A 19,443-nucleotide genomic window follows, 5' to 3' on the forward strand; every position below is an offset into this window, starting at 1 on the left:
AGCGATATTAGATCAGCCATGATATTTGCTGATGCGATTATTAACAAGGTTTAATCGATTTAGATAGTTAGACTAATTATAATTTTTATAGAGATACCGTTAAATCCTGCTCGTACTTTACTGAGTAAATGCCGAGCACCAGCGGTAGGTGAGACTAGCATATAAAGTTAGAACGCTGCAATAATTATGACCATAGATGCATTCATTTGGCTAACCTATCATGCCTATACCGTTAAAAAGCCAAGCTGAGACACCAATGCCACCTATTATTCTATTTATTTTAAAAGCGCTTGAAGGTCGCGGTGCTGAGCGTATGGTTGCGACGTTGGCAAGCACTTATGCAGATATGGGCTATCGTACTCATATTCTATGTTTGGAAGCGACGCAAGATATGCTACTAGACGCTCGTGTGCAATATCACATCGTGCCATATGATGAGGTGTTTTCTGAGCAGAATCTCGACCCAGAATCTACGCAAGCACAAGCCTACGAATCAGTCGCTAAGCGTATTGACACTTACGTGCTTAGCCAAATAGGGAAGCCAGATTTGATACTGGCTAATATCTATAAAATAAACTGGATGATGGCATATAGCCAGTTGCCAAACATCGTAAATGTACTGCATACGGCGCTATCTAAGCAGTTCCAAAACCAGTTATTAGAGTCGCCAGTACAGACTATAAATCATTTGAAACTGGTCTATGGCGCTCATCCTTGTAGCTGTGTGAGTAAGGGTGCACACCAAGATTTGATTGCTCTTATAGGAAATATCACCAAAACCACAACAATCTATAATCCTTGTGATGCTACTGGTATAAAGACCAAAGCAGCAGCATCTAGCCATCTTGAACATTTCGGATTAGTAGATAAAGAGTACATTATACATGTCGCCTCATTTGATGACATGAAAGGTCATCGAGACTTGCTACAGGCGTATGCCAAAACAGAACGAAAGCTGCCATTAGTGCTAGTAGGTAAAGGTAGGCTTGAAGCAGAGATTGAACAGTTGGCTGTCCAACTAAATATTAGCGATTGTATTAAGTTTTTAGGCTTCCAGACCAACCCTTATCCATTAATTAGATCAGCTGCACTGATGGTACTCACCTCTAAGTTTGAAGGCTTTGGCTATGTCATCGTAGAGGCGCAAGCACTGGGCGTACCAGTAATCAGTACGGATTGTCCTTTTGGTCCACGAGAGCTATTACCCGAGCAGAACTTGATTGCGGTAGGTGATATTGATGGCTTGGCCACTCTCATCGATCAAGCCATAGACAACCTTACAGATTATATCGTGCCGCTAAACCAGCAGTTACTGCCTGAACATATTGCAAGACAGTACTTAGCGTTTGGTTATGTTTTAGATTCAGATAAAAATGAGGGTTTATAACTTGTAGTGGTTCTTAATTAAACGCAATTAAGTAAAGGTTATTAACTGCGAGTCATTAACTAGAAAGTGTCGAATAGCGATTTAGAGATAGGAGAGTGATTGATGACAGGAACACCATGCGATTGATAGATTCTGCCGAGCAAGTTAAACGAAGGCACAATGCGCTCGTTCATGACTTTGCTGAGCATACTTGGTGCACTATTGTTTTTATTTTCATAAAACCGTGGTTGCTTACTGTTAAGCAGGTCAATACCATATAGATGAATACACGCTGCTTGACGCGAAAACGCCAATTGCGCTGCGACATAAGCAACGGTTCCTGCTTCCACAAATCCATGAGTAATGTTAAGAGAGACGCCGATGTCAGCCGCTTTATGATTACTATCAATAATAAAGTTTGGATTATTGATAAAGTAGGATAGCGGCATTTTTTTATTGAGTAATTTTTTCTTAAAGATCAGCTTATTAAAAGATAGCTTGTTTGACTTCACTCCCCATGGCCTATCTACTGGGTACAACACTCGCATGGCATGATGGTACGTTCGCATAATATCAGGGTGCGTGGTGGCCATCGCTTCAAAGACGGCTAACGTTGCATATAGAGGTTGCCCTGTATAGTACTGCTGTAAAATCTCAGGCTGATGATTGATAAAGCGCGCATCACTGATGACGTAACCAGCAATATCGGTAAACTGATGCTGCCCAACCAGGCTGATACTGCCATTAACAAAAATAGTAGGCGTATCTAGGAGCTCTGCTAACGGCAGCTGCTGTATAGATGGTCCTGAGGCGATAATATTGACGTCTTTTCCATGCAAGCTCTGTTCAGGTTCATTGGCATTAAAAGCATTGATAATGATGAGCTCATTATCAATGTTGAACCCAGCGGTAGCAGGTAATCTCAAATATAGCGCCATACTATTTTCCAGTCGTTTATTTCACCTATCTTATATCTTAATACACTGCCTTTACGCTAATTATAAATTGCCTACATATGGTTAATTACTAAGCATTTATTGCCAATGGTCTTTCAACCATGGGCTTGGCTTCACATGCCGATACCATTTACCGCCACTACCAGCAATCGCATCGGGCGGGTTAATCTCACCGTGGAAGATAACGATTTTTGCATCATCCGGCAGAGTAGGTGTGCGCACAAAGTTAAAAGGAATCGGCGCAATACATTGGTACTTAAAGCTGACACACCATGTTTTGTCCCAATACTCTAGGTGATGATGCTCACGCAAATAGTTAGAGAGGTAAGCCTGCTCGTGACGTACTTGGGTGCGAATGGTTTCAAAGTTCCGCTCAAAATTGGACAGCAAATCAGGATAGGTATTCATGCCAATATTAAAGCGGTAGACGGAGCTGTTGCCAATCATGCGCCAAGGTTTTTTCCAGTCGCGGATGATGACGACACTGTCCTCATGCTCAGCTTGATAAGTAAAAAACGCATCGATATTATCGACAATGACGATATCAATATCTAAAAATAGGGCCACACCTTTTAAATCATACAGCTCAGGCTTAAAGGTAGTCAGTTTTTTCCAACCACGTTCAGGACCTGCTGGTAAATCCATGTCAGGTATCGGATAGCACGCAATCGCAGGGTCAATACCTGTGCTGTCATCGGTCAAGCAAACCATTTTAAAATCCAAGGTTAGATGTCGACTAACCATGTTGTAGAGACGATTGACATATTCAGGACCATATTTGTCGCCCCATTTCATACAGATGATATAACGCTGTTCAGCAGCATTTGTGATGGTTTGATGAGGGTCTATAGATGAGGTCTTAGTTACGTCAGATGTCATAATGCACTCGTATTGAGATAATAGTCAGATAAATGAAGGACTAATAAAAGTAAAAGAATATAGAGTTCAGCCAATATTAGCATAGCTGTGACTGATGGTACGTCTAAATAGTGCAACGCTAGGTTGGTTATGACTAATGATTGTCGAGCTTAGTGTTATCATTTTTAACAGTACTATCGTTTTCAACATTGTCGCTTTCAACATTGTCATTTTTAACGCTATCGTTGATATTACTATCAGAGCGACTAGAAACGTTAGAATGGTGAGATTGAATAAAGGCTGCTAAAGTCTCTTTATCTTTTCGGTAAGGATTGCCTAAGTCTGGTATACGCTTAAAACGTCGATAGCCCCACATATAATGACTGTAGTTGTCTGTAATCATACGCTCCATGGCCTGATTGAGAGCATGAGTTGCCACTTCAGCATTACGGTCATACAAGGCTGGATCGTTGAGTTTGTAGCAGTAAATATCAAAACCGCGTCCATCGGTACGGCGAATACAAGATAAGCCAACCAGCGCACATTTGGTCTTGCTCGCCAATTTTGAGGCAAGGGTACTGGTCAATGTTTTGATACCAAAGAACGGAACAACAACACCGCCTGATGGCTCTGGAACGTGATCTGGCAATACAATACTAAAACCACCTTGCTTGAGCGTCTTAAACACGGCTTTAACGCCGCTACCATCAGTAGGGACTAAAGTCGCGTTGAGTCGGCCTCGACCTTGAAGGATAAACTCATTAGCGAATTTGCCGTCAACTGGCTTATACATAATAGTTGGCGCACCAAACTGGTTGAGCCAAGCATTCATCATCTCCCAAGTGCCGAGATGCGGTACGATAGCAAGCATGCCATTTGGATTGGCAAGACCTTCTAAAAGAATGTCTTTATTATGGACATCACGAATCTGAGCGATACTCCACTCAGGTGGCATCGCCCAGCTTTTTATAGATTCAATACTGGTCAGACATTGATGATAAATAATGTCTTTGGTCAATGCACGCTTTTGCTGCTCAGACAGTGTATGAGTAATCAGCGCCATATTGATCTGAATGGTACGCATGATACTTAGACTGGGTATCTTAATGATAACCCAAGCGGCAAAACGTGCCAGCATCTGCAGTACAGACAATGGCACAACTTTGAAAATATGATACGGATTCATGACCACTCACATGGTAATGAATCACGTAACAAGCACTGTAGACAGCAACCGCGCATCATCAAACGATTTATTCAGCAGGCTTGCTGGTATCAGCCTGTGCTTTTTCACGCACACGGATACCAAGCTCACGTAGTTGTTTGCTATCAACGCCAGCAGGTGCTTGGGTCAGTGGGCAATCAGCCGTTTTAGTTTTTGGGAAGGCGATAACGTCACGGATAGAGCTTGCGCCTACCATCAACATAATCAAACGATCCAAACCAAACGCTAGGCCGCCATGCGGTGGCGCACCGAATTTTAGAGCATCAAGTAAGAAACCGAATTTGTCTTCAGCTTCTTGCTCACCGATACCCAAGGCTTCAAGTACAGCTTGCTGCATATCGTAAGTATTGATACGTAAGCTACCACCACCAATCTCAGTACCGTTCAATACCATGTCATAAGCGATAGAAAGGGCAGACTCTGGGTTATTTTTCAACTCTTCAACTGAGCCTTTAGGCTTAGTGAACGGATGATGCATCGACGTCCAGCGACCATCGTCAGTCTCTTCAAACATTGGGAAGTCAGTTACCCAAAGTGGGGCCCATTCACAAGTTGTCATTTCAAGATCTAGACCGATTTTTTGACGTAATGCACCAATCGCATCATTCACGACACTGGCTTTATCCGCACCAAAGAAGATAATGTCGCCATCTTCTGCAGCAGTACGCTCGATCAAGCTCACAAGTACGTCATCAGTCATATTTTTGATAATTGGAGACTGTAGGCCAGACTCTTTATCCACACCATTGTTGATACTGCTAGCGTCATTGACCTTGATATAAGCCAAACCGCGTGCGCCATAAATACCAACAAACTTGGTATAAGCATCGATTTGCTTACGGCTTAATGATGCGCCACCAGGAATACGTAGGGCAGCCACACGACCTTTAGGATCGTTAGCAGGACCGGCAAATACCTTAAAGTCAACGTCTTTCATCAAATCTGCAACGTCAACCAACTTTAGAGGAATACGTAAGTCAGGCTTGTCTGATGCATAGTCGCGCATTGCTTCAGCGTAAGTCATGCGTGGGAACTGTTCGAACTCAACGTCCATCATTGTCTTAAACAAATGCTTGATAAGACCTTCGTTGATGTTCATGATTTCTTCTTCGTTCAGGAAAGAAGTCTCAATATCCACCTGAGTAAATTCAGGCTGACGATCGGCACGTAAATCTTCATCACGGAAGCATTTAGCAATTTGATAATAACGGTCAAAACCTGATACCATCAATAATTGCTTAAATAGCTGTGGTGACTGCGGCAGGGCAAAGAAGTTACCTGGACGAGTACGTGATGGTACAAGATAATCACGCGCACCTTCAGGCGTTGCACGAGTCAAGATAGGTGTCTCAACATCCAAGAAACCATGATCGTCTAAATAACGACGAATCGCTGAAGTTGCCTTGGCACGGAACACCATACGCTCTTGCATTTGCGGACGACGCATATCAAGATAACGATACTTCAGACGCAAGTCTTCAGATACAGTCGTTTTTTCGTCATTCAATGGGAATGGCGGCGTTTCAGATTTAGCCAGTACTTCAATTTCTTTGCCCAATAGCTCAATCTGGCCACTGGTCATATTATTATTTTCAGTACCTTCATAACGGCGACGTACGCGGCCAGTTATCTTTAGCACGTATTCAGGACGTACAGCATCAGCTGCTGCGAAAGCTTCTGGGGTATCAGGGTCGACCACGACCTGTAAGATACCAGCGCGGTCACGCATGTCTAAGAAAATCACGCCACCGTGATCGCGACGACGATGTACCCAGCCTACGATACTAATGGTTTGCTCAAGCAAGCTCTCGGTTACGGCTCCGCAATACTCGTCTCGGTATTCGCTATGCGTCATAGTGCTTTGCGTCATAATATGGTTATCCAGTTATCAGCCCAATTCGAAGTACAATAATGCAGCCATTGTTGTGCGTTTCAAGCTATTTGCAAAAAAAACACACAAACAACGCGATTAAGACATATGGTCATCACGTTGGCTGCAGAAAATTTGATATAAACGCATATTATGCCTAATCTGCCTTTGTTATACAACCGGCTGAGTTCAATCAAAGAACGGGAGTCTGCAAGTATCTGAGGTGTTTATTCAGTGATATTTATATTGGGTTAAATATTGTCATCATGCTTGAAAACACCGCTTAGTGTGCACATATCAACCGCACGCTAATAAAAACAGCCATATCAATATATTTACTGACTTGAGGATTTGTAACCATGCTATTTCATCCCCCTAAAAACCTTGTTGAGCTTAAAATACGCCACTTGAATGATGCTCAAAAGCAGCGCCGTGAAGATTTGATGGAAGCTACCCAAGGCAAAGCTGCCCTCAAACAGTTCAAAAAAGTCATGGCCAAAAAAGCCAAGCAAGCATTGAAAGCAAAAACCAAAAATAAGAAAAAACATTCTGATGATAAGGCACAAGTTTTTGTGCTCGATTTTGACGGTGATATCAAAGCAACTGCGGTCAAACATTTGCGTGAAGAAATCAGTACTCTAATTAGTACCGCAAATAAAGGTGACGAAGTTATCGTCCGTCTCGAATCAGGCGGTGGTTTGGTACACGGCTATGGTTTGGCCGCAGCACAATTGGTTCGCCTAAAAGATGCTGGTTTAAAACTGACAGTCTGTGTTGATAAGGTGGCGGCAAGCGGTGGTTATATGATGGCTTGTGTTGCAGACAAGGTAATAGCAGCACCATTTGCTATTATTGGCTCAATTGGTGTGGTATCACAGCTGCCAAATTTCCATAAATGGCTAAAAAATCATGACGTCGATTATGAGATGTTTACTGCGGGCGACTACAAGCGCACAGTTACTGTGTTCGGTGAGAACGATGCTGAAGATCGTGCCAAGTACCAAGAAGAACTGGAGCAGACACACGAGCTATTTAAACACTTTGTCAATAACTATCGCCCAACATTAGATGTGGCAAAAGTGGCCACTGGAGAACATTGGTATGGCGAAGATGCGCTAAAACTTAACTTAATTGACAGTCTACAAACTTCAGACAGCTATATTTTGGAACGTATGGAAGACAACGAAGTGTACGCACTTTATTCACGTCAGAAGCCGACGTTAGCAGAAAAGCTAGGATTGGCTCAAGCAGCAGAAGCGACACTGAGCATGGCTGTAGATAAATTACCTGATGCACTTGCACGTTTTGATTTGAACAGCCGCCTAAATATTCTGAAATAATGTTAGTTATCATTATGATAGTTAAATAATGGTATTTCAGCGCTCAGAAGTTTTTGGATACATTGTTTATATTTTGTAAAAGGCGTGGCCTAGCTGGTCGCGCCTTTTTGCTGTTTATTGACAATTGCTGTGTTATAAATGTAGCACACGGAAAACAGTATACGTGCGTGCACTAAAGCTCTAGTAGAGCTTTTTATCAACATTTGATTTAGACAATCAATAAAGAAAAGGAAGTCATTTATGTCTAACGACAATTTAATGTTTACCGCAACAGAACATGGTCAAGCCATGCATGCCAAAGTCAAAGCGTTTATCGAAACGAATATTGAGCCTATCGAAGCCCAATTCTGGGAAGATTGTCATAAGAAAAACCCTGATGGTAATTGGGAAAACTGGGAATGGCCAGAAGCCTACGAAAACCTGCGCAAACAAGCACGTGAAGAAGGCTTATGGAATTTATTCCTGCCAGATGACACACTAGGTGCAGGACTGTCAGTCACTGATTATGCGCCTATTGCAGAATTGACTGGTCGTAGTTTGCTAGCACCTCATGTATTTAACTGTAATGCACCTGATAGCGGTAACATGGAGCTGTTATGGCGCTACGGTACTCAAGAGCAGCAAGACAAGTGGCTTACCCCAATCCTAGAAGGTAAGACACGCTCTGTATTCTGTATGACTGAGCCTGACGTGGCGTCAAGTGATGCAACCAATATGCAAGCAACCGCCGTAGTAGATGGTGATGAGATTGTCATCAATGGTAGCAAGTGGTGGTCATCTGGTCTTGGTGATCCAGCGGTTGATGTCCTGATTGTGATGGCATATACCGCGGATGAAAGTGCAGACCGTCATCATCAGCATTCGATGGTGCTTGTGCCAGTCAACACACCAGGTGTGAACATCAAACGTATGCTTAAAGTGTTTGGTGATTATGATGCACCGCACGGCCATGGTGAGATTAGCTTCGAGAATGTGCGTGTGCCAGTCAGCCACTTTATTGGTGGACCTGGTAAAGGTTTTGAGATTGCACAGGGTCGTCTAGGGCCAGGCCGTATTCATCATTGCATGCGCTGTATCGGTGCTGCCGAAAAATCTCTTGAGTTAGCGGTCAAGCGTGGTATGTCACGTACTGCCTTTGGTAAGCCATTACTACAATTGGGTGGTAACTTTGAGCGTATCAGCGAAGCCCGTATCAAAATCGACCAAGCACGCTTGCTCACATTGTACGCCGCCCAAAAAATGGATGCTCAAGGCACCAAAGCCGCATTGACGGAAATCTCTGCTATCAAAGTAGTGGCGCCAACTGTGCTACAAGAAATCGTCGATATGGCGATTCAGATTCATGGTGGTATGGGTGTATGTCAAGACACAATGCTGCCAGGGTTCTATGCCCAAGCTCGTGTACTACGTTTAGCAGATGGTCCAGATGAAGTGCATAAAACCATGATTGCTAAGCTGGAACTAAAACGTCAGGGCTTTAGTCGTTCTGCTAAATCTGATAAAGCTTAGCCTTAAGTTTAATCTTAACAAACGGTTGTGTGAGTTAGTTTTGATTTGCTCACGCAACTATCAAAAATAAGCCAATCAACATGCTAATTAAGAATTCACTATTAATGATTTAGTAGTGAATTTTTCATCACTAGAGCGAGTCCTCATTTCAAAAATGGTAATAAGCATGAGATAAATTGAATTGAGAACTAGCTCGCATATTTGTTATAAAAATAAATGACCACATGATAAGGAATGTCTCATGGCAACTGATAATAAAGTACTAGACAAAGGCGGTGCCGTACGCGAGGGTGAAGAGCTTGATGCCAAAGCAGTCAGTGAATGGCTTCGCGGTCAAGGTGTCGGCGTAGTAGGCGAGCCTACAGTCACTCAGTTCTCAGGCGGCGCATCAAACTGGACGTATCGACTACAATATGAAGGTAAAGATAAAAACCAAGATCTCATATTACGTCGTCCACCAAAAGGTACCAAAGCAAAATCTGCCCATGACATGGTGCGTGAGTACACTGTTCAAAAAGCATTAAAAGATGCTTATCCTTATGTACCTGAGATGATTGCGCTATGTACGGATGAAGCTGTTATCGGCGCTGATTTTTATGTGATGGAGCGTATGGAAGGTATTATCCCTCGTGCAGAATTACCAGAAGGTATCGATCTAAATCCTGAGCAAACGCGTCTGCTTTGCACCAATGTATTAGATGCTTTGGTAGAGCTACATCAGATAGACTATACCGAGCATCCTGATTTGGTTAATTTAGGCCGCGGTGAAGGTTACTGTGAACGCCAGATCAGTGGTTGGGACAAACGTTATGTTAAAGCAAAGACGCCAAACGTACCAAGCTTTGCACTGGTCAGACAATGGCTTGCTAAGCACACGCCTGCTGATAGCAAAACTTGTATCATTCACAATGACTGGCGCTTTGACAATGTCATACTTGATGCGGATGAGCCGACCAAAGTTATTGGCGTGCTCGACTGGGAGATGGCAACCCTTGGCGATCCATTAATGGACTTGGGTAGTGCGTTGGCTTACTGGATTGAAGAAGATGACAATATCATCATGCAGCAATTCCGTCGTCAGCCAACACATTTAGAAGGCATGATGACGCGTGATGAAGTGGTTGAATATTATCTAAAACAGTCAGGTTTAGAGATAGATAATTGGACCTTTTATGAAGTGTTTGGATTGTTCCGCCTCTCAGGCATTATTCAGCAAATCTACTACCGTTATTATCATAAGCAAACCACCAATCCAGCATTCAAAAATGCTTGGCTCGTTATACATGTCATGCATGCTAAATGTTTGAAACTAATTGCGCAATATGAAGGCGAAGCCTTATTCAATGCGCATGTTCAGCCGCATTTAGAAGACATAGGCGTAGATGCTGCTGCTATCGAGCAGTTACCAAGCCCTGTTCAAAAAGTGGTCAAAAGTATTTTACCAAAAGGTTATTTTGCAAAAGCACCTGACTCTCCTGAAGCGTAAGCATTCAGCAAACCGTACTTTAGCAAATATGATAAAAGGTAATAATTTATGACAACCATACTTTTAGCACGTCATGGCCAAGCGTCTTTTGGACAAGAAAACTATGATCAACTCTCAGAGCTAGGTACTGTCCAAGCCCAAATGTTAGGTCAGCACTATGCAGCCACACAGCGCCGTATTGATGCCATATTTACCGGTAGGTTGGTTCGGCAGCAAGACTCAGCACGTCATTTTTGGGAGCGTTACCAATCGTCTGTACATGCCAATAATAGCAATGGCACAGCTACTGCGCCCGCAATCAACTTTGATCAGCCAGATAGTTATATTCTGCCGCAGTTTGATGAATTTAATCATAAAGACGTGTTCGTTAAGTCAGCAGAGGCATCTGGTAATCGATCTGACATCTCAGCTGAAATCGCCAAAGCAGAATCGCCAGCTACCCGACTGGCTGAGCTATTTGATCAAGCGATGCAACGCTGGCATGCTGGTGACAATGACCAAGATTATATTGAAAGCTGGCCACAGTTTAATAATCGTGCACAGCAAGCCCTTGAACAAGTACGTACAAAAGTAGCAAGTATGAGCTTAGATCAGGGCAGCACCGTGCTCGTATTCACTTCAGGTGGTGTCATCGCTGCAATCACTGCACAGTTATTGCGACAAGGCAGTCAGACCGCTTATCAGCTGAATAAAAGCTTGGTTAATACGGGTGTGACCTCTATTACTTTAAAAAATCAAAGTTCTCGCTTGTTGTCTTTAAATGAATACAGTCATTTATTCTCTGATGGTAAACCGTTTGTGACATGGCGGTAAATTTACACATGATTTGCGGATAATGTAGTGTCATATCTGCTTAAAGTATAAACCTTATCGACGTTTATACTAAGAAATACCGATTTGATTCTGTGTAATATCGATATACAAAGGACGGTACATGCAAAATAAATTAATAAAATTGGTTGCTAAAAGTGCGCGCCATAGCAAAAACCAGATAGTAGGCGCGGTTCGACCTACAAGCTATCTAAAAGACCTGAGTAAGCAGCAAGTAGGCACAGGTAAAACGGTGCTTATCACAGGTGCCAGTTCAGGTCTGGGCGAGGGTATGGCAAGATTGTTTGCTAGCCTTGGCTACAACTTGGCTATATGTGCGCGTCGCACTGATCGTTTAGAGCATTTAAAATTGGAGATGATGGACAAGTACCCTGATATCCGAGTCGAATACCAAGCACTAGATGTGAGTGATTATGATACGGTTTTTCAAGTATTTGATGCTTTTGCAGATGACTTTGGTAGCATTGAGCGAGTAGTGGTCAATGCTGGCATTGGTGATAGTCGCCGCATTGGTAAAGGGCATTTTGAAACCAATCGTCGCACTGCTGATGTCAATTTTGTCGCCGCACTGGCACAGTGTGAAGCCGCCATGAATATCTTCCGTGCTCAGAACAATGGCCATTTGGTCGTGATATCGAGCATGTCAGCCATGCGCGGATTGCCTAGGCATCTGACGACCTATGGGGCAAGTAAAGCTGGTTTGGCTCACTTAGCAGAAGGCATTCGTGCTGATATGCTTCTGACCAATTTACCTATTAAAGTTTCTACGATTTACCCAGGTTATATTCGCACCGAAATCAACGAAGGCTCTAAGCCATTACCGTTCGAAGTCGATACAGATACGGGTACTAAAGCAATTGTCGCAGCTATCGAAGCGGGTGTGGATGAAGCCTGTGTGCCGAGCCTGCCTTGGTCTATGGTCAGCCATGCGATGAAGCACTTGCCATTACAAGTAATGAATAAACTAAGTTAATAAAATTGGTTTCCTAAGGTAGAAAAGGAGAAGCCTACTACAATAATAGTAGGCTTCTTCTATTTGCTCTGAAATAGCAGAGCAAGTATTACAACGTTTGAGGATTATTTGACATATGCTGTTCACGCAGCTTTTGACGTAGTACTTTACCAACATTACTCTTTGGTAGTTCACTGACAAACTCAATATGACGTGGACATTTATAACCAGTCAAATTTTCAAGTGCGAATTCTTTGATGACTTCTTTAGTGACGTTATTATCGGCAGGTACGATATAAATTTTAACCGCTTCACCTTGATTTTCATCAGGAATACCGATCACAGCACAATCGACAATACCATCACAATCAAGCATGACAGATTCGATCTCATTCGGAAATACATTGAAGCCTGAAACTAAGATCATGTCTTTCTTGCGATCTAGTAGAGTAAAGTAGCCTTTTTCATCCATGCTAACGATATCGCCAGTGCGGAAGTAGCCATCACGAGTAAAGTCATTGCTATTGTCTTTATTAAAGTATCCTGACATGACGTTTGGACCTTTGATACACATCTCGCCTGCTTGATGCATGCCAACACGCTCACCGTTTTCGTCAATCACGATAATATCGACACTCGGTACAGGTATACCAATAGTACCGTTGAACTTGCGGTCAGTGATAACGTTGGCAGTACCACCAGCCACGCCTTCAGTCATACCCCAACCTTCAACCATAGGGCAGCCAGTCACTTCTAACCAACGTGCTGCGGTTTGCTCAGTTGCCGCCATACCACCAGCTTGAGTGATACGTAACGAGCTAAAGTCTAAGTCTTTAAAGTTTGACTGGTCAAGTAACCCTTTAAATAGAGTGTTGACTGCAGGAAAGATGTGGAATGGTTGTTTTGATAACGTTTTAATAAACCCTGGCATATCGCGCGGATTAGGTACTAGGATAAAGGTATAACCTGAACGCATACCGAGCAAACTCAGCATAAAGGCAAAAATATGATACAGCGGTAAGGCCATAACCATATTGATGTATACTTCGTTGATACCTGAGGTCACAGGGCGATACCATGCCTCTGATTGCATAGCAGCAGCAACGACATTACGTTGTGTTAGGACAGCACCTTTAGATAACCCAGTCGTACCACCTGTATATTGCAAAATCGCTTTTTGTTGTAGGGTGGTTTTTGGTGCTTGAATCGGTAGGTTTTTTCCCTTTTTCAATACTTCAGGGAATTTAGTGACATTGTACTTAGGATCATTTAGATTGTATTTTGGAACCAAGCGTTTGACCTGACGAATGACCGTATTGACCAAAATACCTTTTAGACCCATCATATCGCCCATTTTCGATAGCACGATACGTTTGATATTGGTCTCTTCAATGACTTGCTCTAAAGCCTGCGCAAAGTTATCCACAACAAAAATAACCTGAGCGCCCGAGTCGTTCAATTGATGACGTAGCTCACGGCCTGTATATAGCGGATTGATAGGTGTACAAACGTAACCTGCACGCAGAATACCAATCATAGTCGGTAGGTATTGTGGAACGTTCGGCATCATGAGAGCCACTACGCTACCTTTAGGTAAACCTTGAGCTTGTAACCATGCTGCTACTGCCAGTGAAGCGTTATCAACATCACCATAAGTATGCGTCACACCCATACAGATAGTCATCGGATGCATACGAAAGCGGTTAAAACACTCTTCATATAACTCTATGAGGCTTTCATACTGATCAGGATTAATCGTCTTGGGTACATTTTCTGGGTATTGAGCAAGCCAAGGTTTATCTACAGTCATGATTAGCGTCCTTAAATATTAAAATAAATTAAGGCTCTATAAAAAAGTAGTCACATCCATGTCAACAATTTAAATCGCTGTTCCGTTAGCAAGAAATTGTCGAGTGCTATCCTATATGTTCACATACTGCTAAAATACGGGGCCCTTATAAAGTTTGATTTAATCACAGAGCATAAATAGCTCATCAGATTAAAAAACCAATTAATGTTTTGGTAATGAAAATAGCTACTAGTAATGCTGCTAATCAATCGATATGAATCATAATTATATAAGATCAAAATAACAGAAAGTATAGTGACACATTTTGGCAATACATTAACATAACTACAACCGTGCCTGTTATTCTTATACAAGAACTTGATAGTTTACAGTTAAATTTGATAAATGAAATAATATATGTTGAATAATCAGAAAATACCTAGACAAATAATTTACTTTCTTATCAAGTAATTAACATGGAATTTATTCAAAAAATGTCATATACCTGAACATAAAGGTAGATTTATAGTAATTATAATAGAGAAATTTTATAGTTGAATGACAGAAAATAAATATACAAAAAGGGCATCTTACAATTACTGTAAGATGCCTTTAGTAAAAATAAATTCATGTTTTTAGAATTTTTTAAAAATTGTCTCTATTTATACTTGAGGGTAGTCTGCATTGTGTTTTTCACGCAATTTTTGACGCAGTACTTTACCGACATTACTCTTTGGTAAGTCGCTCACAAACTCAATGTGACGTGGACACTTATAACCCGTTAGATTGTCTAACGCAAAATCTGTAATCACTTCTTTGGTAACATTATTGTCTTCAGGTACTACGTATATTTTGACCGCTTCACCTTGATGACTATCAGGAATGCCAATTACCGCGCAGTCAAGAATACCATCACAATCAAGCATCACGGACTCAATTTCGTTTGGAAATACATTGAAGCCTGAAACCAAGATCATGTCTTTTTTGCGATCTAGCAGTTTAATATAACCCTTGTCATCCATGCTGACGATATCACCAGTGCGGAAATAACCATCACTAGTAAAATCAGCACTACTGTCTCTATTCAGATATCCAGAGGTTACGTTAGGGCCTTTAATACATAGCTCGCCCCCTTCGTTTAGATCTACATGCCTGCCGTCTTCATCGATAATAATAACATCTACGCCAGGTGCTGGCACACCGATAGTACCGTTAAACTCACGATTGGTAATAACGTTGGCGGTGCCGACTGCAACGCCTTCTGTCATACCCCAACCTTCGATCATCGCGCAGCCAGTTACTTCTAACCAGCGATTCGCAGTTTGCTCAGTAGCCGCCATACCACCAGCTTGTGAGATACGTAAAGAGCTAAAGTCCAAATCTTTAAAATTAGGATTATCGAGCAGCCCCTTAAAGAGGGTATTTACTGCAGGGAAAATATGGAATGGTTGTTTTGATAAGGTTTTAACAAATCCAGGAATATCACGTGGATTAGGTACTAGTATAAAAGTATAGCCTGAGCGCATACCAAGTAGGCTAAGCATGAATGCGAAGATATGATACAACGGCAGTGCCATCACCATATTGATATACACTTCGTTAATTTCTGATGTGATAGGGCGAGTCCATGCTTCTGATTGCATCGCTGCTGCTACGATATTACGCTGTGACAAAATAGCGCCTTTCGAAAGGCCTGTGGTACCGCCTGTATATTGTAAAAATGCTTTTTGATCCAAAGACATTTTTGGTTGCTGAAAAGGTAGGTTTTTACCTTTTTTCAATACTTCAGGGAATTTAGTGACATGGTACTTAGGGTCATTAAGGTTGTACTTGGGTACTAAGCGTTTGACCTGACGAATAATTGTATTGACCAAAATACCTTTCAAACCCATCATATCGCCCATCTTCGATAGGATGACACGTTTGATAGCCGTTTCTTCAATGACTTGCTCAAGCGCTTGGGCAAAATTATCGACCACAAAAATTGCTTGAGCACCAGAATCGTTAAGCTGATGGCGTAATTCTCGGCCAGTATATAGTGGGTTGACAGGGGTGCATACATAGCCTGCACGCAGTATCCCAATCATGGTGGGCAGATACTGTGGAACGTTTGGCATCATGAGAGCGACGACACTGCCTTTTGGCAAGCCTTGGTTCTGTAGCCAAGCAGCAACTGCCATCGAAGCATTATCGATATCACCATAGGTATGAGTCACTCCCATACAAATGCTCATTGGGTGCCCACGGAAACGATCGAAGCATTCTTCGTACAGCTCCATGATGCTGCTATATCTATCGGGATTAATGGTTTTTGGCACACCGGCTGGATATTGAGAAAGCCAAGGTTTGTTCGATATCATAGTTAGCATCCTTGCGATTTGATATAGGCTAAAGTATTTTGAAAAGGTAGTTGTCAATTTATCAATAGTACAAAACACCACTTATTTAGGTGGTATATACCATCTTCAATAGCATCCCTGTCTATTGATTAATAGCTAGTTTTTTTGCTGCTGTCACAGCATTTTATTCAATGAGTATTTATATAAAGCATTAAATAGAACAAATAAATAAAAAGTTCAGTAATAAAAATAATGCTCGTTCTAAAACTATTTATCTATAGCTTACAAATAGAGTATCAAAAAAACGATACATTTGAGCAATACATTAGCATGAATTTAGTCTAAAACAATAACAGTAAGCGATACTGATCAGTACATATATTAACTTATAAGAATATAGTGACTTTGCTGGCTGACAAAAGAAGGATTAGATAATTAATATTGGTGAGCTGATAAAACACAAAAGAATGTAGATGCCAAAATTATTGCGGTAAAATAAATTGATCTTTTTTATTAAAGAAACGTCGATAAATGAGTAATGCACTGATAGTGCAGCCAAGCGTGCTGCTGACACATATCAGGAACATAGTAACTATTTGATAGCGTACGGCTTGAGTGGGATCGGCGCCCGCTAGGATTTGACCCGTCATCATGCCTGGCAAGCTAACAATACCGACGACTAGCATAGAGTTCAGGGTTGGGGTCATACCATTAGTAATAGCGGCTTTTATCTGCTCATGGACGGCTTCGAGTGGCTTAGCAGATAAACTGAGCATCATCTCGATACGTCCTGATTGCTCATGAAAAGATTCGATCAATTGATTGCTCGTCAACGAAATGGCAGTCAGAGAGTTCCCTAATATCAGACCCAATATAGGAATTATGAATTGCGGTGTATACCAAGGCTGCACATTCAAAATCGCTATAATCGCAATCGCGGTTACTAGTATTGCTGAGATACTGACTGCCAATAACGTATCTGTTAATAACCCCTTATAACTGCGTTTAACGCGATTTTTGGCGGCACTTCCTGCAATTAAAGTCATGACTGTTAATATAAGTAGTACTTCATACCATTGTTCACGTGCAAAAATCCACGCCAGTATCAGCCCAATAAAGCTAAGCTGTATAATCGTACGAAGTGCCGCTATTAAAAGGGTCTTGCTTAGCTTTAAACGTAACCGCCAAGAGATGAGTAACACGATAATAATTAAACTACTGGCAAGAGCAATATCACTATAAGTGAGAAATATTTGCATATCATTCGTACCACTCATATGAGCTTATTTAGAAAGTAATTATAGTAATAATACAAGGTGAGGGTTAAGGTTATTAACGTGCTAAATTGTCTGAGCAACTATACGACGACTTACTCATTTGATTAGATATTCTTGTATAAAAGTTCTTCAAGAGTCTGCAATGAGCACACCTGCTTGCATATGCCAATGTCTATTTGCCAAAGGCATAATATCTTTTGTGTCGTGAGTCACCCATAAGAGTGTGCGCTGTGCATCTGTGTGCAACCAGTTGATAAGTAAGTTGACTAGCTGTGCTGAAGTGTCCATGTCCAAAGCAGCAGTTGGTTCATCTAGCAATAGAACTTGTGGACTAAGCTGCAATAGACGCAATGTATTGACCAGTTGACGCTCGCCACCAGATAAGTGCTTGGCGTCTTGTTGCAAAAAGTCTGCACTTCTGTCCAAATGTTCAAGCTGAGCAATATGCCAGTCTCTATCAAAAGTCTGCGACTGGTGAGCGTGCAATTGATAAGGCATTTGTAAGTTTTCAAGGACACTGCCGTCTAACAACTGTGGGTGCTGAGCGAGTAGGGCAACTTGCTGGCGCCACAGTACAGGTGAAGTCTCATGAATATCGTGATAAACATTACTTGACGTGTCATCGCTCAAACGAACAGTGCCGCTGCTCATTGGCAATAATCCTGCCAATACTCGCAGCAGTAATGATTTACCGCTACCAGACGCTCCTGTCAAAACAGTGACCTGCCCTGACAATAGCGTACCGCTCGCACCACTTATTAGCATTCGATCAGGAGTTGATGGCTCTTTATCCAGTGAAGCGTTTGCGGTTAGCTTGCTTGTCCATTTTTGATAAATGCTATACGGCATAGAGACTTTATTCGAGGCTTCTTTGCTATTTTTAATGCTTTGAGCATTTATCGTCCGTTGGCTATGTACCCATAGGTTATCAAATTCAAACAACACCCTATCCGTATCTATGCTCATAGCATTCTACTGCTGACCATTTACTTGCTCGTCGATAGCCTGTTCGATCGTAACGCGCAGTTTTTTTGGTACACGAATAGGACGCATTGGTGGGGTTGTCGCTGAAGTATCTGGTTTATCGCTGCCTATCTCGTCATTACTCATTGGCTCTGGTTTGACGAGGTTTTGTACGCAGGCAATGACAATTTTGGTACTGCTTAGTAGCTGGCTATCATCTGTTTCGTTAGTACTATGATTTGGTAGATTGCGATAGATACTTTGATAAAATATGATGCTGGCAGGTTTTAGCTCCACTTTATCAATACGTACGCTAATTACCTCATCTAATAGAATGGCTCTTTTGTATTGCAAGTCGGCCTGACTCACGACAAAATGCTGCACTTCACCACTGTCAGTCTGCAAAAAATAGCCATTTAAGCCAAGCTCAGTAAACCAGTCGCGTCGGCAGTTTTCAAAAAACACCAAGTGATTGGCGTGATAGACTATACCGCCAGCATCAGTATGGTTAATATAGACGTTATAATCTTTAGCAAATAATGGTTTGGGGTCATCATTCATGGCTGATGTCGTATTTTTTTGCTTAATTGTTGTCATAGCGATGCTCGATATTTTTAATAAGTATTGTTGAATAAAAGTGTTTCAGATAGACCAATAATAGATAGTGCTTATAATAGAGTTA

General features: G+C 41.8%; 15 protein-coding genes. 6 read left to right on the plus strand and 9 right to left on the minus strand.

The window, feature by feature from the left end; translation table 11 throughout:
• Positions 1 to 220: 220 nt before the first annotated feature.
• Positions 221 to 1,387 (plus strand): glycosyltransferase, encoded by a 1,167-nt coding sequence (locus CXF60_RS12530; RefSeq protein WP_228707127.1) that lies wholly within the window; start codon positions 221 to 223, stop codon positions 1,385 to 1,387.
• 59 nt (positions 1,388 to 1,446) lie between these two features.
• Here the strand turns inward: CXF60_RS12530 and CXF60_RS12535 are convergent, their stop codons facing one another.
• From CXF60_RS12535 to aspS, 4 genes are all read right to left on the minus strand, one after another.
• The gene (locus CXF60_RS12535; RefSeq protein WP_102092199.1) at positions 1,447 to 2,304 is read right to left on the minus strand and encodes a hypothetical protein; all 858 of its coding nucleotides are present in this window, start codon (positions 2,302 to 2,304) and stop codon (positions 1,447 to 1,449) included.
• 96 nt (positions 2,305 to 2,400) lie between these two features.
• Positions 2,401 to 3,201, minus strand: coding sequence for a glycosyltransferase (locus CXF60_RS12540; RefSeq protein WP_102092200.1), 801 nt, complete (start codon positions 3,199 to 3,201; stop codon positions 2,401 to 2,403).
• Between the two features lie 133 nt (positions 3,202 to 3,334).
• Positions 3,335 to 4,366 carry a lysophospholipid acyltransferase family protein gene (locus tag CXF60_RS12545; protein WP_102092201.1) on the minus strand — a complete coding sequence of 344 codons (1,032 nt, stop codon included), beginning with the start codon at positions 4,364 to 4,366 and terminating at the stop codon, positions 3,335 to 3,337.
• Between the two features lie 67 nt (positions 4,367 to 4,433).
• Positions 4,434 to 6,260 carry an aspartate--tRNA ligase gene (gene aspS, locus CXF60_RS12550; protein ID WP_101204567.1) on the minus strand — a complete coding sequence of 609 codons (1,827 nt, stop codon included), beginning with the start codon at positions 6,258 to 6,260 and terminating at the stop codon, positions 4,434 to 4,436.
• 374 nt (positions 6,261 to 6,634) lie between these two features.
• Here aspS and sohB point away from each other — a divergent pair, with 374 nt between their 5' ends.
• From sohB to CXF60_RS12575, 5 genes are all read left to right on the plus strand, one after another.
• The gene (sohB, locus tag CXF60_RS12555) at positions 6,635 to 7,615 is read left to right on the plus strand and encodes a protease SohB (RefSeq protein WP_102092202.1); all 981 of its coding nucleotides are present in this window, start codon (positions 6,635 to 6,637) and stop codon (positions 7,613 to 7,615) included.
• Between the two features lie 258 nt (positions 7,616 to 7,873).
• Entirely contained in the window at positions 7,874 to 9,124 is a 1,251-nt protein-coding gene (locus tag CXF60_RS12560; protein ID WP_228707130.1) for an acyl-CoA dehydrogenase family protein, read from the plus strand.
• 241 nt (positions 9,125 to 9,365) lie between these two features.
• Complete coding sequence (locus CXF60_RS12565) at positions 9,366 to 10,610, plus strand: phosphotransferase family protein (protein ID WP_102092204.1); 1,245 nt, start codon at positions 9,366 to 9,368, stop codon at positions 10,608 to 10,610.
• A gap of 48 nt (positions 10,611 to 10,658) precedes the next feature.
• Positions 10,659 to 11,423 carry a histidine phosphatase family protein gene (locus CXF60_RS12570; RefSeq protein ID WP_102092205.1) on the plus strand — a complete coding sequence of 255 codons (765 nt, stop codon included), beginning with the start codon at positions 10,659 to 10,661 and terminating at the stop codon, positions 11,421 to 11,423.
• 121 nt (positions 11,424 to 11,544) lie between these two features.
• Positions 11,545 to 12,414 (plus strand): SDR family oxidoreductase, encoded by an 870-nt coding sequence (locus CXF60_RS12575; protein ID WP_102092206.1) that lies wholly within the window; start codon positions 11,545 to 11,547, stop codon positions 12,412 to 12,414.
• 88 nt (positions 12,415 to 12,502) lie between these two features.
• On the opposite strand, the gene CXF60_RS12580 is transcribed toward CXF60_RS12575, so the two are convergent.
• The 5 genes from CXF60_RS12580 to CXF60_RS12600 all read right to left on the minus strand — a co-directional run bounded on the left by CXF60_RS12580 (position 12,503) and on the right by CXF60_RS12600 (position 19,358).
• Positions 12,503 to 14,203 carry an AMP-binding protein gene (locus tag CXF60_RS12580; RefSeq protein ID WP_102092207.1) on the minus strand — a complete coding sequence of 567 codons (1,701 nt, stop codon included), beginning with the start codon at positions 14,201 to 14,203 and terminating at the stop codon, positions 12,503 to 12,505.
• 641 nt (positions 14,204 to 14,844) lie between these two features.
• A complete protein-coding gene (locus CXF60_RS12585) occupies positions 14,845 to 16,542 on the minus strand; it encodes an AMP-binding protein (protein ID WP_102092208.1) in 1,698 nt (565 codons plus the stop codon).
• Positions 16,543 to 17,003: 461 nt separating this feature from the next.
• A complete protein-coding gene (locus CXF60_RS12590; RefSeq protein WP_228707128.1) occupies positions 17,004 to 17,780 on the minus strand; it encodes an ABC transporter permease in 777 nt (258 codons plus the stop codon).
• Between the two features lie 147 nt (positions 17,781 to 17,927).
• Positions 17,928 to 18,764 (minus strand): ABC transporter ATP-binding protein, encoded by an 837-nt coding sequence (locus CXF60_RS12595; protein WP_102092210.1) that lies wholly within the window; start codon positions 18,762 to 18,764, stop codon positions 17,928 to 17,930.
• Between the two features lie 6 nt (positions 18,765 to 18,770).
• A complete protein-coding gene (locus tag CXF60_RS12600) occupies positions 18,771 to 19,358 on the minus strand; it encodes a thioesterase family protein (protein ID WP_102092211.1) in 588 nt (195 codons plus the stop codon).
• Between the last annotated feature and the right edge of the window lie 85 nt (positions 19,359 to 19,443).

Origin of the sequence: Psychrobacter sp. 4Bb (assembly GCF_002836735.1) — a bacterium.
Taxonomy (GTDB): domain Bacteria; phylum Pseudomonadota; class Gammaproteobacteria; order Pseudomonadales; family Moraxellaceae; genus Psychrobacter.

Bases quoted from the DNA above. Each gene is read 5' to 3' on its own strand.
- CXF60_RS12530 (WP_228707127.1), top strand. From the start codon at position 221: ATGCCTATACCGTTAAAAAGCCAAGCTGAGACACCAATGCCACCTATT.
- CXF60_RS12535 (WP_102092199.1), bottom strand. From the start codon at position 2,304: ATGGCGCTATATTTGAGATTACCTGCTACCGCTGGGTTCAACATTGAT.
- CXF60_RS12540 (WP_102092200.1), bottom strand. From the start codon at position 3,201: ATGACATCTGACGTAACTAAGACCTCATCTATAGACCCTCATCAAACC.
- CXF60_RS12545 (WP_102092201.1), bottom strand. From the start codon at position 4,366: ATGAATCCGTATCATATTTTCAAAGTTGTGCCATTGTCTGTACTGCAG.
- aspS (WP_101204567.1), bottom strand. From the start codon at position 6,260: ATGACGCATAGCGAATACCGAGACGAGTATTGCGGAGCCGTAACCGAG.
- sohB (WP_102092202.1), top strand. From the start codon at position 6,635: ATGCTATTTCATCCCCCTAAAAACCTTGTTGAGCTTAAAATACGCCAC.
- CXF60_RS12560 (WP_228707130.1), top strand. From the start codon at position 7,874: ATGTTTACCGCAACAGAACATGGTCAAGCCATGCATGCCAAAGTCAAA.
- CXF60_RS12565 (WP_102092204.1), top strand. From the start codon at position 9,366: ATGGCAACTGATAATAAAGTACTAGACAAAGGCGGTGCCGTACGCGAG.
- CXF60_RS12570 (WP_102092205.1), top strand. From the start codon at position 10,659: ATGACAACCATACTTTTAGCACGTCATGGCCAAGCGTCTTTTGGACAA.
- CXF60_RS12575 (WP_102092206.1), top strand. From the start codon at position 11,545: ATGCAAAATAAATTAATAAAATTGGTTGCTAAAAGTGCGCGCCATAGC.
- CXF60_RS12580 (WP_102092207.1), bottom strand. From the start codon at position 14,203: ATGACTGTAGATAAACCTTGGCTTGCTCAATACCCAGAAAATGTACCC.
- CXF60_RS12585 (WP_102092208.1), bottom strand. From the start codon at position 16,542: ATGATATCGAACAAACCTTGGCTTTCTCAATATCCAGCCGGTGTGCCA.
- CXF60_RS12590 (WP_228707128.1), bottom strand. From the start codon at position 17,780: ATGCAAATATTTCTCACTTATAGTGATATTGCTCTTGCCAGTAGTTTA.
- CXF60_RS12595 (WP_102092210.1), bottom strand. From the start codon at position 18,764: ATGAGCATAGATACGGATAGGGTGTTGTTTGAATTTGATAACCTATGG.
- CXF60_RS12600 (WP_102092211.1), bottom strand. From the start codon at position 19,358: ATGACAACAATTAAGCAAAAAAATACGACATCAGCCATGAATGATGAC.